The 15,134-nt window shown below is 69.4% G+C and carries 11 protein-coding genes; 8 read left to right on the plus strand and 3 right to left on the minus strand.

What is annotated here, in order from left to right; all coding sequences use genetic code 11:
* Window positions 1-238: 238 nt before the first annotated feature.
* A complete protein-coding gene (locus ACJ8AN_RS29790; RefSeq protein WP_407758902.1) occupies window positions 239-1,573 on the minus strand; it encodes a sigma 54-interacting transcriptional regulator in 1,335 nt (444 codons plus the stop codon).
* A gap of 18 nt (window positions 1,574-1,591) precedes the next feature.
* Window positions 1,592-2,863, minus strand: coding sequence for a phospholipase D-like domain-containing protein (locus tag ACJ8AN_RS29795; RefSeq protein WP_407758903.1), 1,272 nt, complete (start codon window positions 2,861-2,863; stop codon window positions 1,592-1,594).
* Between the two features lie 195 nt (window positions 2,864-3,058).
* Between ACJ8AN_RS29795 and ACJ8AN_RS29800 the strand changes: the two genes are divergently transcribed.
* From ACJ8AN_RS29800 to ACJ8AN_RS29810, 3 genes are all read left to right on the plus strand, one after another.
* Window positions 3,059-3,967 (plus strand): serine/threonine-protein kinase, encoded by a 909-nt coding sequence (locus ACJ8AN_RS29800; protein WP_407758933.1) that lies wholly within the window; start codon window positions 3,059-3,061, stop codon window positions 3,965-3,967.
* 59 nt (window positions 3,968-4,026) lie between these two features.
* On the plus strand, window positions 4,027-5,364 hold the full coding sequence (locus ACJ8AN_RS29805; RefSeq protein WP_407758904.1) for a Caspase domain-containing protein: 1,338 nt from the start codon (window positions 4,027-4,029) through the stop codon (window positions 5,362-5,364).
* A 518-nt stretch (window positions 5,365-5,882) separates the two neighbouring features.
* Window positions 5,883-6,671, plus strand: a complete 789-nt coding sequence (locus tag ACJ8AN_RS29810) for a DUSAM domain-containing protein (RefSeq protein ID WP_407758905.1) — start codon at window positions 5,883-5,885, stop codon at window positions 6,669-6,671.
* Between the two features lie 5 nt (window positions 6,672-6,676).
* Here ACJ8AN_RS29810 and ACJ8AN_RS29815 read toward each other — a convergent pair whose 3' ends face one another.
* Complete coding sequence (locus tag ACJ8AN_RS29815; protein WP_407758906.1) at window positions 6,677-7,438, minus strand: SDR family NAD(P)-dependent oxidoreductase; 762 nt, start codon at window positions 7,436-7,438, stop codon at window positions 6,677-6,679.
* 84 nt (window positions 7,439-7,522) lie between these two features.
* Here ACJ8AN_RS29815 and ACJ8AN_RS29820 point away from each other — a divergent pair, with 84 nt between their 5' ends.
* The 5 genes from ACJ8AN_RS29820 to ACJ8AN_RS29840 all read left to right on the plus strand — a co-directional run bounded on the left by ACJ8AN_RS29820 (window position 7,523) and on the right by ACJ8AN_RS29840 (window position 15,061).
* A complete protein-coding gene (locus tag ACJ8AN_RS29820) occupies window positions 7,523-8,701 on the plus strand; it encodes an acyl-CoA dehydrogenase family protein (protein ID WP_407758907.1) in 1,179 nt (392 codons plus the stop codon).
* A gap of 227 nt (window positions 8,702-8,928) precedes the next feature.
* A complete protein-coding gene (locus ACJ8AN_RS29825) occupies window positions 8,929-9,324 on the plus strand; it encodes a hypothetical protein (RefSeq protein WP_407758908.1) in 396 nt (131 codons plus the stop codon).
* Entirely contained in the window at window positions 9,321-11,534 is a 2,214-nt protein-coding gene (locus tag ACJ8AN_RS29830; RefSeq protein WP_407758909.1) for an ATPase domain-containing protein, read from the plus strand. The genes ACJ8AN_RS29825 and ACJ8AN_RS29830 overlap by 4 nt, the downstream gene beginning before the upstream one ends.
* A gap of 38 nt (window positions 11,535-11,572) precedes the next feature.
* On the plus strand, window positions 11,573-13,459 hold the full coding sequence (locus ACJ8AN_RS29835; protein WP_407758910.1) for an ATP-binding protein: 1,887 nt from the start codon (window positions 11,573-11,575) through the stop codon (window positions 13,457-13,459).
* A 150-nt stretch (window positions 13,460-13,609) separates the two neighbouring features.
* Window positions 13,610-15,061, plus strand: a complete 1,452-nt coding sequence (locus tag ACJ8AN_RS29840; protein WP_407758911.1) for a M20 family metallopeptidase — start codon at window positions 13,610-13,612, stop codon at window positions 15,059-15,061.
* Window positions 15,062-15,134: the final 73 nt, after the last annotated feature.

Here is a 15,134-nt window from a genome sequence, read left to right on the forward strand (position 1 = left end):
ATTCCGATGATGCCTGAGGACCAGTTGATGCCATTGATGGAGCGGTTCGCTCAGGCGCGCAGACAGGTGCGGATGGTCCCCCGACTTCAATCTCGAATTCGATTGGTTCGAGCTGTATGCCGTATCCCCGGAGGGGCGAATCCTCGCGCGTTACCCCTATATGCCGTAGCCCGCGCGTCCCATCCTCCAGGTGAAGGTGTGCACAGTCATTCCGACAGTTGAGATGGAGTTCGATACTTCATTCGGGTTCCTCGGGAAGCAATCCGTGGCGCCGGGCCAGGGCGCGCAGGTGCTTCCGGTCCACTCCGGACTGGCGCGCCGCCTCCGAGAGGTTTCCTCCCGCTCGCGCCAGCACGTCGCGCAGGTAGTGCCGCTCGAAGGCGTCCACCACCGCCTGCTTCGCCTCCGCGAAGGGCAGGTCCGTGCGCAGCGGCACCTCCGGCGCCGAGCCGTGTGGCTGCAATGACAGACGCAGCTCCTCGAAGCCGTGCGCCCTCGGCGAGAGCACCAGCGCCCGCTCCAGCACGTTGCGCAGCTCGCGCACGTTGCCCGGCCAGTCATGTCCCGAGAGCAATTCGAGTCCCGCGCCCCGGATGGCTCCGGGCTCGTAGCCCCTGCGGCGCAGCAGCTCCGCCACCAGCAGAGGCAAATCCTCCCGGCGCTGGCGCAGCGGGGGCAGGGGCAGCGTCACCACCGCCAGCCGGTAGTAGAGGTCCGGCCGGAACGTGCCCTCGGCCACCGCCAGCGAGAGGTCCACCCGCGAGGCCGCCACCACCCGCACGTCCACCGCCTGCTCGGCGTCTCCTCCCACCGGGCGCACCCGGCGCTCCTCCAGCACGCGCAGCAGCCGCGCCTGCACCGACGGCGGAATCCCCGCCAGCTCGTCCAGGAAGAGCGTGCCCCCGTTCGCCCTCACGAAGGCGCCCGAGCGTGCCGCCAGCGCTCCCGTGAAGGCCCCGCGCACGTGGCCGAAGAGCTCGCTCTCCACCAACCCCTCCGGCAGCGCGCCGCAGTCCACCGCCACGAAGGGCCCCTTGCGCCGCGGGCTCGCCTCGTGGACGGCGCGCGCCACCACCTCCTTGCCCGTCCCCGTCTCCCCCTGCAGCAGCACCGTCGCATCCGAGGGCGCCACGTGCTCGAGCACCGCGAACAGCTCGCGCATCGCCAGGCTCTCGCCCACCAGCTCTCCGAAGCGCCTCGCCTGGCTCGGGGCCACCTCCCACGGCTGGCCCTCGGCCTGGATGCGCAGGAAGCTCCGCCCCACCTTGAAGGTGGCTCCCGCGCGCACCCGCGCCTCGCCCATCCGCGAGCCCTCGTAGAGCGTCCCGTTGCGGCTGCCCAGGTCCTTCACCCGGAAGCCCGTGCCCTCCGCCTGCACTTCCAGGTGCTCGCCCGAGACGCGCGGGTCGCTCAGCCGCAGCCCGCAGCCCTCGCGCGTGCCCACCCGCACCGGCTCCTCTCCCAGCGCCACCGCGCGCCCGGCGTCCGGCCCGTCGAGGACGACGAGCTGGCAGCGCCGGGGCGGGGTGCTTCCCGAGGAGTCCTGCTGGGTGATGAGGACGGTCTTGGACACGGCCGTCCCAGTCTACCCCTACCGGCAGGGCCAGTTGGCCTTGGTGCACGCCACGCCGTTGTTATAGGCGTCGTTGAAGTGCGTGTAGTACGCGTCGTAGAGGGGGTGCACCGTGCCGGACTCGGGCGCCATCTTCACGAAGAGCTCCTCGTTCTCGCTCAGCGCGTCCTGCGACCAGTTCTGCGAGCCGGTGTACACCCGGTAGTTATACGTGGTGCCGTACTTGCCGTAGATGAGGAAGAACTTGTCGTGGACCTTGTCCTTGCGGTGGATGGCCACGCCCGCGTCGAGCAGGTCGTTGTAGACGCTCTGCGACATGTCGATGCCGTTGGTCGAATCCCCGCTCACCACCATCCACACGGCGCAGCCGCCGGCCTTCATGCTCTTGATTTGCGCCAGCAGCTCGGGGCGGCCCGTGGTGACGAACGCCATGCCGATGCGCACGCGGCAGCTGGTGTCGGGGGTGACGTCGTTCAGGCGGGTGACGATGGTGTCCGTCTGTCCGGCGGCCTCGGGCGACGAGTAGGCATCGGCCGGGTTGGTCAGGTAGTAGCCGCGGCCGCTCGCCGAGTCGTAATAGTCATTGTTGGCGTAGTGGTTCCGGTTCCACATGTCCGTGAAGTTGGCGTTCAGCCCGTCGTACAGGGTGGTGGCGTTGTACACGGTGATGGCGTTGTTGAAGGCCTCCGTGCCGCTCGCGCCCGTGAGGTTCGCCGAGCCGAACCAGGACACGTACGGCTGAAGCACGCCGTTGGGGTCCCTGGTCTGGCTGAACGTGAACAGCTTGGTGTGCATGTTGCTCGCGGCCGTGGTGCTGATGCAGCCGCCACCGCCGCTCGCGTTGGTGCAGAACTTGTAGTTGGCGAGCTGCTTGAGGGTCGTCACGGCCGCGTAGCCGGTGGTCGCGTTCTTCGCGTCCATGACGACGTACACGGTGACGCCGCGGTTCTGCGCCGCCACGAGCGAGGTGGCGATGCCGTTGTGGCTGATGGAGTGGATGGCCGCGCGGATGGTGGCGCCCGCGGGCGTGTTGTCGATGAGGCGCTGCACCTCGTTGGTGATGGTCTGGTCCGTGCCGCCGAACGCGGGCGGGTTGTTGAAGTGGGCCCAGACAGTCTTGCCTCCCACCGTGCCCGTCGCGACGCTGATGCCCGACTCGAGGTTGCCCGGCACGTCCACGTCGTTGCCCACGTACTCCGGACGCACCGGCTCACAGCCGCCCACGGCCCACGTGAAGGCCGCCAGGGCCAGGGCCCGCGCGTAACCGCTACCGCTGAACTTGGATCGCATGTCGTTGCTCCTTCGAAAGGTCGCCCTGCTCCTAGTGAGGAGGGTTCGTGAAACCCGTTGTCTCATAAAAAATGATAAAAATGGTATTCCTTGTGAAGCCTGAAATTTCTCCAGGGGGGAAGGGGCCGGGACGCGGGGCGGGGTAGGCTCGGGCGGGTGAGGGAGTTGCCGCGACAGCTCGGTCCGTACCGCCTCGTGCGCCGGCTTGGTGCGGGAGGCATGGCCGAGGTGTTCCTCGCGCTGGCCTTCGGCGCCAGCGGCTTCGAGAAGCGCGTGGTGCTCAAGGTGCTGCGCCCCGAGCACCAGGGGAATCCCACGTATGAGCGCATGTTCCTCGAGGAGGGCCGGCTGGGGGCGAGGCTGAGCCACCGCAACCTCGTGGGGGTGCACGACCTGGGGAGCGCGGACGGCGCGTACTACGTGCGGCTGGACTACGTGGAGGGCGCGGACCTGGCCACGCTCCTGGCGCGAGGCGGGCCCGGGACGGCGCTGGCGCTCTTCGTGGCGGACGAGCTCGCGCTGGCGCTCGGCGCGGTGCACGGGCTGGAGGACGAGTCGGGCCGGCCACTCGGGCTGGTGCACCGGGACGTGACGCCCTCCAACGTGCTGCTGTCGCGGCTGGGCGAGGTGAAGCTGGCGGACTTCGGCATCGCCAAGGCCACGCTGCTGCGGGAGCAGACGCGCTCCGGGGTGCGCAAGGGCACGTACGCGTACATGTCTCCCGAGCAGGTGCGCGGCGGCGCGCTCGGCCCCGCCAGTGACTTGTTCTCCCTGGGCACCACGCTGCACGAGCTGCTCACCGGGCGCCGGCCCTTCGACGGGGAGACGCCCCTCGAGACGATGGAGCGCATCCGCGAGGCGGACGTGGGGGCGCTCGCGGACGTGGACGTGGACGAGGACGTGCGTCCGGTGCTCCGGGCCTGTCTCGCGCGGCGGCCGGGGGACAGGCCGGGCTCGGCGGGGGAGCTGCGCCGGATGCTCTCTCCGCTGCGGCGCGCGCGTCCCGAGGCAGGCCCGCCGGAGCTGGCCCGGTGGGTGCGCGAGGGGCTCCGGGCCTCACAGGGGCACGCCCCCGCCGCGGGGACCGTCCTGGAGGAGACGTGAAGCAGGGGCGGGCCCGGGCGGCGCGAGGGGGGAACGGGCCCTGCGATAGACTCCCGGCCATGATGCGGGCAGCGAGGCTCTCGAGTGGAGTGGTGATGCTGTGGTGGGGCGTGTGGGGGTGCGCGCGGGCTCCCGTCTCCGCGGACACGGACGACGCCGCGGCGTGGCCCGTGCCTTCGCTCGCGGACGAGGAGGAGGCCGAGGCGGCCGGGGAGCCCGAGCCCGTATCTCCCGTCGTGCCCCTCTCCGCCCCGCCTCGCGCCTCCAACCTCCTGGTGCTGGGCGGTGGGGGCGAGCCCGCCAGCAATGAGATCGCCCTGGAGAAGAATGTCCGGTACTTCCAGCGGGCCCTCGAGGCGCGCGGACTCGCGCCCGCCTCCGCCACCGTCTATTTCGCCAATGGGAATGATGGGCAGGCCACGGTGCGCTACCGCGCTGAAGGCAAGAGCAAGCGGGACCTGTTCAAGGCCCCGGAGATTCCCCACCTGACGGGACCGGCGACCCTGGAGCACTTCCTGGAGTGGGTGGAGCGGAGCGCCCGGGACTCACCCCAGCAGCCGGTCTTCATCTACTTCACGGGGCACGGGGGATTGAACAGCCGGCACCGCAACAACAACCATCTGGCGCTCTGGGAGGGGGACTCGCTGACGGTGCGGGCGTTCGGGTTGTTCCTCAACAAGCTGCCGAGCACCACTCCGGTCATCACGGTGATGTCCCAGTGTTATGCCGGCTCGTTCGCCAACTTCATCTACCAGGACGCCAATCCCAAGCGGCCGGTGGTGGCCCAGCCCCGCTGTGGTTTCTTCGCCACCGTGGAGTACCTGCCCTCCGTCGGCTGTACCCCGGAGGTGGATGAGGCGGACTACAAGGATTACAGCTCCAGCTTCTTCGCGGGGCTCAGTGGGCTTGGCCGTACGGGCAAGGCGGTGGCCTCGGCCGACCACGACGGGGATGGGCGGGTGAGCTACGCGGAGGCCCATGCGTTCGCCAAGGTGGATGACGAGAGCACGGACCTGCCCATCTCCACGTCCGAGGCCTGGTTGCAACGGCGCGCCAGGTGGCAGCACAGGCGCCGCGTCGTCACCACCTCCATCCAGGAGGTGATGCGCACCGGGCGCCCGGAGCAGCGCTATGTCGTGGAATCGCTCGTGCGCAAGCTGGGACTGCGTCCCGAGCTGTCCCTGAGCGACAACTTCAAGAGCATGAAGCTGGAGACGGAGGAGAGCGCGGCCTTCGCCGAGCGCCTCTACATGGAGCTGCTCAACATCGGCCTACAGGAGACGCTCCGCGCGTCGGAGTCCCCCCAGGCCCTCGCTGTCTTCGAGCGTCTGCTCCAGTGCGAGCGAGGCTCCTGGGACACGCCGCCGGGGGCGGGCACGGTGCTCCAAGACCCGTGAGAACCCCAAGGCTACACGGGACACGCATCCGCGGTGAACCGACCGGCAGGGGCGTTCGGGCAGGGGTCCCGGTGGGTCGGCTCACCGGACATTGTGGGCATGGTAGGCATGAAAAACATGATCTGCTCTTTTCGCATCGGGGCTGTGGTGTGGGGGGTGCTCGCGTCGGGTTGCTCGGCTGGGACTGCTGCACTGGGCCCGGTGGACTGCCAACCGGGAGACTCCACGATGACGTGCTGTATCAAGAAACACCCCTACGACCCGGTAGGGGCCTGTGGCGCTTCCCCCTCGGAAGTGGAGCAGGCGCTAAAATCCGTGCGCGCTGACTCCGATGCCGACGATGACGACTACTCCAACAACGATTCTCTGCCCGAGTGGAAACAGGATTGCATTCGCAAGTACAACAGGTGCCAGGATCGTAAATGGACAGGCAATTGTCACGACTGCCTACGCCGTTGCGAAGGGCAGCATGAATGGCCCCGTGATATGTGCAAACCCCGTGAGTAAGGTGAGAATCCGTGTCCGACGAAATCAACTGGGACCGCATTCGGGATTTGGCTCACAGGGTACTGGAACGTAGCGAGTCGCTGGAGCTCTCGGGAGATACCCGGGCTCTGCTGCTCAAAAGCGCCCGAGAGGTGGCCATCAGCGAGCAGGACGCGGAAGATGCTCTGCGCGGTCTGCCCACCGCAACGACCCTGCTAAGGGAGATTCGCCAACGCATCCGGGATGGATCGAATCGACTCGGCAAGGCTGAAGACCGGGTGGATGAACTCCAGCGGAAAGGGGACCTCGAGGGGGCACAGCAAGTCATGCGCGACGTGTTGGCCGTGGAGGTCGTTCCCCTCTACCGGGAGCAAGCCGAAAGAACCCTCAAGAGGTTGGCCGGGCTCGCGGAGGTGCGCGCAACCGGGCGGCTCAATCCGGACTTGCACGACCGAGACCAACTCGCCGTGCTCATGCAGCGCATCGAGCAGGGACACGCCCTGGAACTCACCGATGACTTGCGCGCCCTTATGCGCCGGACCGCTCCCACGGCAGCCGTCAGCGAGGCCGAGGCGGAAGAAGCCCTCAAGAGCCCCGAAGGCGCTAAAGCACTCATGGGGATGATCCTCTCTCGCTTCCAAAAGGCTGAGCGTCGCTTCCTACGCTCCATGTACCGGATGACGAGCCTCCGGGACGCGGGCGACGTCGACGGGGCACGCCAGCAGATGCGCGACGTGCTGGCCGTGGAGGTCGTGCCGCTGTACCGCGAGATGGCCGAGGAGCAGCTCAGGGGCCTCGACAGCCCGCCCCCAGGCTCGTAGGTGCTTCACCCCGCCTCGCCGCCGTCGATGTTGTACGAGGAGCCGGTGATGCTGGCCGCCGCGTCCGAGGCCAGGAAGAGGCACAGCGCCGCGACCTCCTCGGGCTGGATGACGCGGCCCAGGGCGTTCATGTTCGCCAGCGCCGCGTGCGCCTCCTGCTCCGAGCGGCCCGTCGTCTTCGAGATGGCCGCCTTCGCGTTGGAGAACATGTCCGTCTCCACCCAGCCCGGGTTCACGATGTTCACCGTCACGTTCTTGCGCGCCCACTCGGACGCCAGCGAGCGCGTGAGCCCCATGAGGGCGTGCTTCGAGGCGCAGTAGGCCGACGTGTATTTGATTCCCCGCGTCGCCGCGATGCTCCCGATGTTGATGACCCGGCCCCCGCCCGCCGCCGCCATCGCCGGAATCAGCTCGCGGCTGAAGAGGAACGGCGCCGTCACGTTCACCGCCATCACCTTGTGGAAGTCCTGCGTGCTCGTCTTGTTGAGCGGCGCCGACACCGTGATCCCCGCGTTGTTCACCAGCACCCGCGGCGTCCCCGCCTGGAGAATCTTCTTCGTCGCCTCGAGCACCGCCGCCTCGTCCGCCACGTCGATGGCGAGCGGGTGCACCTTTCCGCCCGACTCGCGCGCCAGGGACTCGAGCGCGTCCGCCGCCCGCGCCAGCGCCCATACCTCGTAGCCCTCCTTCACGAAGGCCTGCACCAGGGCCCGGCCGATACCGCGGCTCGCGCCCGTCACCACCGCCGTCTTCTGGGTCGTCGTCATGGCCCCGGACCATACCCGGGTCTCGTTCGGCTGGCCCGCCGGGTGATACAAGCCCCGCGCTCACTCCCCTGGAGGAAACCTCCCATGCCGCGCGCGGACATCACCGACCTCTTCCGCATCGACGAGCTGCTCTCCGACGAGGAGAAGGCCGCCCGCGACACCGTCGCCCGCTTCGTCGACTCCGAGGTGCTCCCCATCATCGGCCAGCACTTCCGCGACGGCACCTTCCCCGCCCACCTCATCCCGCGCCTCGGGGAGATGGGCGTGCTCGGCGCCAACCTCCAGGGCTACGGCTGCGCGGGGATGAACGCCGTCAGCTACGGCCTGTGCCTCCAGGAGCTCGAGCGCGGGGACTCGGGGCTGCGCTCCTTCGCGTCCGTGCAGGGCTCGCTGAGCATGTTCCCCATCCACGCCTACGGCAGCGAGGAGCAGAAGCAGCGCTTCCTGCCCGCCATGGCCCGGGGCGAGCTCATCGGCTGCTTCGGCCTCACCGAGGCGGACTTCGGCTCCAACCCCGGCGGCATGCGCACCCGCGCCCGCCGCGAGGGCGACGCGTGGGTGCTCAACGGCTCGAAGATGTGGATTACCAACGGCACCCTCGCCCACGTGGCCGTGGTGTGGGCCAAGACGGACGAGGGCGGCCCCGAGTCCATCCGCGGCTTCCTCGTGGAGAAGGGGATGCCGGGCTTCACCGCCCGGGAGATTCCGGGGAAGTTCTCCCTGCGCGCCTCCACCACCAGCGAGCTGTCCTTCCAGGACGTGCGCGTGCCGGACGCCAACGTACTGCCCGGCGTGACGGGCCTGCGCGGGCCCCTGTCCTGTCTCAACAACGCGCGCATGAGCATCGCCTTCGCCGTCACCGGCGCCGCCATCGCGTGCTTCGAGGGCGCTCGCGAGTATTCGATGTCCCGTGGCCAGTTCGACAAGCCCATCGCCGGCTACCAGCTCACGCAGGAGAAGCTGGCGGACATGCTGCAAGAGATTGTGAAGGCGCAGCTCTTGTCGCTGCGGCTGGCGCGCCTCAAGGACGAGGGCAAGGCCACGCCCGTCATGGTGAGCCTGGCCAAGCGCAACAACGTGAAGGCCGCGCTGGAGATCGCCCGCGTGGCCCGGAGCATCTACGGCGCCAACGGCATCACCGACGCCTACCCGCCCATCCGCCACATGCTCAACCTGGAGAGCGTCTTCACCTACGAGGGCACCCACGAGGTGCACACGCTCGTGCTCGGCAAGGCCATCACCGGCTACGACGCCTTCAGCTGACGCGCGCCGCCATCCGCTTGGAGCTCGAACGAGGGGAGTGCCCGGTACCGCACATGCGGCTCCTCCCTTCGTCGGCTGTCGGGAACATGGCCCGCAGTACAACCGGCCGGGAGTGGACTGCCCCGGTCTCTCTGCTAAAGGTGCCCGTGGGGTAACCCCCCCCCCCCCGCAAAGACCGAGGGCTTTTCAGCGAAATGGCTGAGCGGAACGTTCACAGCGAGGCCGTGATGACCTGGCGGGACGGCTGGGCGGGGCGCCTGCCTCAACACGAGCTGGTCGACGTCTACGAGCGGACCCTGGATGCGCTCTGGCGCCGGGCCCACCTGAGCCTGGGCGAGGTCTCCCTGATGGCCATCGTGGATCGGGTGCTCCACCAGGGCACGGAGCAGTACCCGCATCTGGCGGCGCTCAAGGTGGAGACGAGCGGCGTGCAGTTCGGGGAGCTGCGTCAGGTGTCGTCCGCGCTCGACAAGGTGCTGCTCGAGGAATCGCTCACGTTCCTGGTGGTCGAACTGCTGCGGGTGTTCGGGGCTCTCACCGGAGAAATCCTCACGCCGGGCCTCCATGCGGAGCTGCGCAAGGTCCAGGTCCGCACGGCGGATGAGAAGGGTAACAAGGCATGAGCGGCACAGGCGAACATCAGCCAATCCCCCGGCTGGAGACGGGCATCCCCAACCTGGATGCCATCTTCGAGGGAGGTCTGCCCAAGGGGGTGACGTCGGTCATCGCCGGTCCTCCGGGCTCGGGAAAGACCATCTTCACCCAGCAGATGTGCTTCCACCACGCCAACCAGGCGGGGCGGATCCTCTACTTCAACACCCTCTCCGAGCCGACCGCGAAGACGCTGCTCTACCTGCGGCCCTTCTCCTTCTTCGACCCCAAGCTGATCGAGGAGCGCATCCGCTTCGTCGACCTGGGCGTCATCCTCCGGACCAAGGGCCTGGAGCTGACGACCAACCTGGTGATGGAGCAGCTCAAGCAGTTCAAGCCGTCGATGGTGGTCATCGACAGCTACAAGGTCTTCGACGACCTGGCCAAGTCCGCCGAGGAGCTGCGCAAGTTCACCTACGAGCTCACCGTCCGGCTGATGGCCTGGGAGTGCACCACCTTCCTGCTCGGGGAGTACCACCCCGAGCAGTTCGAGCACCCGGCCTTCTCCGCCATCGATGGCATCATCACGCTCAAGCAGCGCCAGCAGTCCGGGGAGCAGCAGCGGCTGCTGCAGGTCGTCAAGATGCGCGGCACCGGGCACAGCCGCGACGAGCACCCGTTCATCGTCACCGAGGCGGGCATCGAGGTCTACGCGCCCAGCGTCACCCTGCGGCGCAAGCGCATCGCCGGGCAGCGCCCGGTGGAGGCCGGCCGCCTGAGGACGGGCGTCTCCCGGCTCGATGATCTCCTGGGCGAGGGCATCCCCTACGGCTCGAGCGTCATCCTTTCGGGCGTGTCGGGCGCCGGCAAGACGCTGTTGGGGCTGGAGTTCCTCTACCGGGGGGCCCGGGACCAGGGGGAGAAGGGCCTCTACTTCACCTTCGAGGAGACCGAGGAGCGCCTGCGCTCCACCGCTCGGGGGCTGGGCTGGGAGCTGGACCGGGAGATCGAACGGGGGCTGGTGCGCATCGTCTTCATCCCCCAGCCGGACATCATGGTGGACAAGCACCTGCTGGAGATGCAGCAGGAGGTCGAGTCCTTCGGGGCCCGGCGCGTGGTGCTCGACTCGATGTCGGTCTTCCTCCACAAGATCGACGACAAGCGCACCGTGCGCGACAAGGTGTTCTGGCTGGCGAACATCGTGCAGAACCAGGAGGCGGTGGGCTTCTTCGCCAACGACGTCCCCTCCGGCTCGGAGGCGCACACGCGCTTCGGCGTGGAGGAGACGGTGATGGACGGGCTCATCCTCCTCACGTGGGAGCAGGAGGGCCTGGAGCGCCAGCGCTACATCGAGGTGAACAAGCTGCGCAACACCGGGCATGCCAGGGGCCGGCACGCGATGTCCATTGGCCGCGGGGGCGTGCGCGTCTTCCCGCGCCTCGACGAGGAGCTGCCCCAGATGGAGACCGTTCCGCTCGCGCCTGCCCGGCGGCGGGTCTCCTCCGGCGTGCCACGGCTCGACGTGCTGGTGGGCGGCGGGCTGCTCGATGGCAGCGTGACGCTGGTGTCGGGCAGCCCCGGCACGGGCAAGAGCACGCTCGGCCTGCAGTTCGTGCTCGAGGCGGCGCGCCAGGGCGAGCGCGCGCTCTACATCGGCCTGGAGGAGGGCCCCTCCCAGTTCCTCCAGGGGGCCGAGGCGCTGGGGCTGCCGCTGCGCGAGGCGCTCGAGGCCGGGACAGTGGAGTTCCTCTTCCTGCCGCGCGAGCAGCTTCACGCGGCGCGCTTCCTGAGCATCGTGGAGGAGAAGATCGCCAGCTTCCAGCCCTCCCGGGTGGTGCTCGACAGCGCCAGCGACATTGAAATCCGGGGGATGATCTCCGAGGAGCTGCGGCTGCTGCTCTACGGGCTGGTCATCCGCCTGCGCGGCCTGGGGGTGACGAGCCTCTTCACGCTCGAGTCGCGCTCGCTCTTCCTGTCCGACACCATCAGCGAGCGCGGGCTGTCTCCACTGGCCGACAACATCCTCATGTTCCGCTACGCCCAGGAGGAGGGCCGGCTCGTCCCCATGCTGACGGTGGTGAAGACGCGCGGCAGCATCCATGACCGGGCCACCCATCGCTTCAGCATCGGGGAGGGAGGGCTGCTGTTGCCGGGTAGCCCGCCGGGGGCCGCGTCCCCACCTTCCAGGAAGCAGCCCGGGAAGAAACGCAGCCCGGCCTCCAAGCGGGGGCGCGGGAAATAGGGCCCGCCGCCAGGGGGCCTTGCTCAGGAGGTCGTCGCGTGGAGCCAGGGAGCCTGTCGATGGATGCCCGCTCGCCGGAGCGGCGTCCTACCCCCGAGGGAGCGCCCCGGATCTTCCGGGAGCTGGAGCATGCCTGGCGCCACCTCGACCATCTGTACGAAATCAGCAAGCGGCTCACCGCCTTCGAGGGGACGGAGCGCACCTTCCCCGAGGTGATGGAGCTGGCGACCCAGGTGTTGCCCCTGCGCACGGCGCTGCTGTTGGTGGGGGTGGACCCGGACGGCGAGCCGCTCCGGGCGCATCCGGCCCTGACCGTCTGGCGCGCGGCGGACGTGACGGCCGCGCGGATCCCCCGGGCCATCGAGCAGGCCGTCTCCCGGTATGGCTGGCTGGCCGGGGAGAAGGAGGTGGAGCTCCGCGAGCCGGTGGTGGGGCTGGCGGAGCGGGTGGACGGGGAGCCCGCGGAGGAGTCCGGGAGTGCCGCGCCGACCTTCATCTCCCTCCCGCTGGTGTCCAAGGGGCGCGTCTTCGGGACGCTCCAGGTGGAGGCGAAAGGGACACTGGCCGAGGAGGGGCTCGCCTTCCTGGACGCGGTGACGAACCAGCTCGGGGTGGCCCTGGACCGGCACTGTGCCCTGCGCCGCGAGGTGCGGCTGCGCGAGCGCGCGGAGGCGCTCGAGCGGGCCCAGCGGGAGTTGCTGCGGCGCGAGCGGGAGGCGCGCCACGAGGCGGAGGCGGCCCACCGGCGCCAGGCCTTCCTGGCCGAGGCGAGCGCCCTCCTCGCCGGCTCGCTGGATTACCGCGCCTCGCTGCCCGGCATCGCGCGCCTGCTGGTGCCCGCGTGGGCCGACTGCTGCGCCATCGATCTCTTCCAGAAGGACCTGGGCAGCGCCGAGCGCATCGCGATGATGGCCGTGGAGCCGCTGGGCCACCCTCCGGGCAGTGAGTCCTTCGTGGCCCGGGTCCTCGCGTCCCACCCCTGGGGGGCCTTCCCCGCGAGCGCCAATCACCTGCCGGACGAGCACCGGTCGGTGGAGCAGTGCGAGTGGAGCGGTTTTCCCGCCAACCTCCGCCTGCTCATCCGCGTGCGGGGCCGGGCGGTCGGAGTGCTGAGCCTCATCTCCGCCCGGCCGGCTCGCTATGGCCTCGCCGAGGTCACCCTCTTCGAGACGCTCGCCCAGCGCATCGCCGCGGCGGTGGACGCCGCGCTGCTCTTCCAGCAGGCGCAGGAGGCGGTGCGCTGGCGCGAGGAGCTGCTCGCGGTCGTCTCCCACGACATCAAGACGCCGCTGCTCGTGGTGCGGATGAACGCGGAGATGCTCCTCAAGGCCGCGCGGCCCCCCGGGGACGAGCGCCGGCGCCAGGGCCGCCGCCAGGTGGAGATCATCCTCCAGGCGGCCGAGCAGATGCGCGACCTCATCGGCGGCATCCTCGACCGGGCGCGCCACCAGGGGATGCCCATGCCGCTGGCGCCCCAGCCCTGGACGGTGGAGGAGCTCGTCCAGCCGACGCTCGAGGTGCTCCGGCCGCTCGCCCTGGACAAGCACCAGACGCTGATGGTGGAGGTGGGGCCGGAGCTGCCCCGCGTGCGCGCCGACCGCGAGCGCATCCTCCAGGTGCTCTCCAACCTGGTGGGCAACGCCATCAAGTTCACCCCCGCCAATGGCACCATCACCCTGCGGGCCCGGCGGGTGGATGGGATGGTGCGCGTGTCGGTGAAGGACAACGGGCCGGGCATCGCGCCCAAGGACGTGCCGCACCTCTTCGAGCGCTTCTGGCGCGCCACCAGCGTCAACGAGCGGGGCACGGGCCTGGGGCTGAGCATCGTCAAGAGCATCGTCGAGGCGCACGGCGGCTCGCTCTGGGTGGAGACCCAGCCGGGCGCGGGCAGCACCTTCTTCTTCACCCTGCCGCTGGCCGGGTGAGCCTCCGGGAGACCTTCCCGGGTTGGCAGGCGAGCGGCCTACCTCGGGGAGTGGGGATGGCGCTTCGCGTCATGGCCGGGGCCCGTCCAATGTGGCCCCGAGTTGGTGTAGAGGAAGGGGGCCTCCCGTTCCGAATCGGAGCCATTTCGCATGACCACCAGCCCCCGGCTGAACAGCACCACCGCCACCGCCTCGTCCGAGCGCATCTGGGAGGAGGAGATCCTCCCGAAGCTCCACGACTACATCCGCATCCCCAACAAGTCGCCCGCCTTCGAGCCGGAGTGGGTGAGCAAGGGGCACATGGACAAGGCGGTGAAGCTCATCGCCGGCTGGTGCGAGTCCCAGGCGAAGCACATCCCCGGCCTCAAGGTGGAGGTGGTGCAGCTCAAGAACGAGAAGGGCGAGCCGCGCACCCCCGTCATCTACATGGAGATTCCGGGCACCGGCGATGACACCGTGGTGCTCTACGGCCACCTGGACAAGCAGCCCGAGATGACCGGCTGGCGCGCGGGGCTCTCGCCCTGGGAGCCCGTGCGCGAGGGCGACAAGCTCTTCGGCCGCGGCGGCGCCGATGACGGCTACTCGGCGTTCGGCTCGCTCGCCGCCATCCGCCTGCTCAAGGAGCAGGGCATTGCCCACGCGCGCTGCGTGGTGCTCATCGAGGCCTGCGAGGAGAGCGGCAGCTACGACTTGCCGGCCTATATCGAGCACCTGGCCCCGCGCATCGGCAAGGCCTCGCTGGTGGTGTGCCTGGACTCGGGCTGCGCCAACTACGAGCAGCTGTGGATGACCACCTCGCTGCGCGGGCTCGTCTCCGGCAACCTGCGCGTGGACATCCTCTCCGAGGGCGTGCACTCGGGTGACGCCAGCGGCATCGTGCCCTCGTCGTTCCGGATTCTCCGGCAGATCCTCTCGCGCGTGGAGGACGAGCAGACCGGCCGCATCCGCGTGGAGGGCCTGCAGGTGCACATCCCCCAGGCCCGCCGCGACCAGGCCGCCGCCGTCGCCGAGGTGCTCGGCGAGGAGGTGTACTCGAAGTTCCCCTGGGTGCCCGGCGCGCGCCCCGTGACGGTGGACCGGGTGGAGCAGATCCTCAACCGCACCTGGCGCCCGGCGCTCTCCGTCACGGGCGTGGAGGGCATGCCGGCCCTCGGCAGCGCGGGCAACGTGCTGCGCCCCTTCACCTCGGTGAAGCTGTCCATGCGGATTCCTCCGCGCGTGGAGCCCAAGGTGGCCATCCAGGCCCTCAAGCAGACCCTGGAGGCGGATCCTCCCTACGGCGCGAAGGTGACCTTCGAGGGTGAGAAGGCCAGCGCGGGCTGGGACGCGCCGCCGCTCGAGAAGTGGCTGGAGGAGGCCACCCACGAGGCCTCGCGCTCCTACTTCGGCAAGCCCTTCATGGCCATGGGCGAGGGCGGCACCATTCCGTTCATGGAGATGCTGGGCAAGCGCTTCCCGCAGGCCCAGTTCCTCATCACCGGCGTGCTCGGCCCCAACAGCAACGCCCACGGGCCCAACGAGTACCTCCACATCCCCACCGGCAAGCGCCTCACCTGCTGCGTGGCCAACGTCATCGCCGCGCACTTCGCTCGCGCCCGGTAGACGGGTTCACTCGTGAGTCTCGCGGGGCCCGGGTTCCTCCGTGGAGCCCGGGCCCTCGCTTTTGGGGGGTGCT

It is taken from the genome of Archangium sp. (genome assembly GCF_045802675.1).
Taxonomy (GTDB): Bacteria; Myxococcota; Myxococcia; order Myxococcales; family Myxococcaceae; genus Archangium.

Bases quoted from the DNA above. Each gene is read 5' to 3' on its own strand.
- ACJ8AN_RS29825 (WP_407758908.1), top strand. From the start codon at position 8,929: ATGACCTGGCGGGACGGCTGGGCGGGGCGCCTGCCTCAACACGAGCTG.
- ACJ8AN_RS29820 (WP_407758907.1), top strand. From the start codon at position 7,523: ATGCCGCGCGCGGACATCACCGACCTCTTCCGCATCGACGAGCTGCTC.
- ACJ8AN_RS29795 (WP_407758903.1), bottom strand. From the start codon at position 2,863: ATGCGATCCAAGTTCAGCGGTAGCGGTTACGCGCGGGCCCTGGCCCTG.
- ACJ8AN_RS29840 (WP_407758911.1), top strand. From the start codon at position 13,610: ATGACCACCAGCCCCCGGCTGAACAGCACCACCGCCACCGCCTCGTCC.
- ACJ8AN_RS29815 (WP_407758906.1), bottom strand. From the start codon at position 7,438: ATGACGACGACCCAGAAGACGGCGGTGGTGACGGGCGCGAGCCGCGGT.
- ACJ8AN_RS29830 (WP_407758909.1), top strand. From the start codon at position 9,321: ATGAGCGGCACAGGCGAACATCAGCCAATCCCCCGGCTGGAGACGGGC.
- ACJ8AN_RS29805 (WP_407758904.1), top strand. From the start codon at position 4,027: ATGATGCGGGCAGCGAGGCTCTCGAGTGGAGTGGTGATGCTGTGGTGG.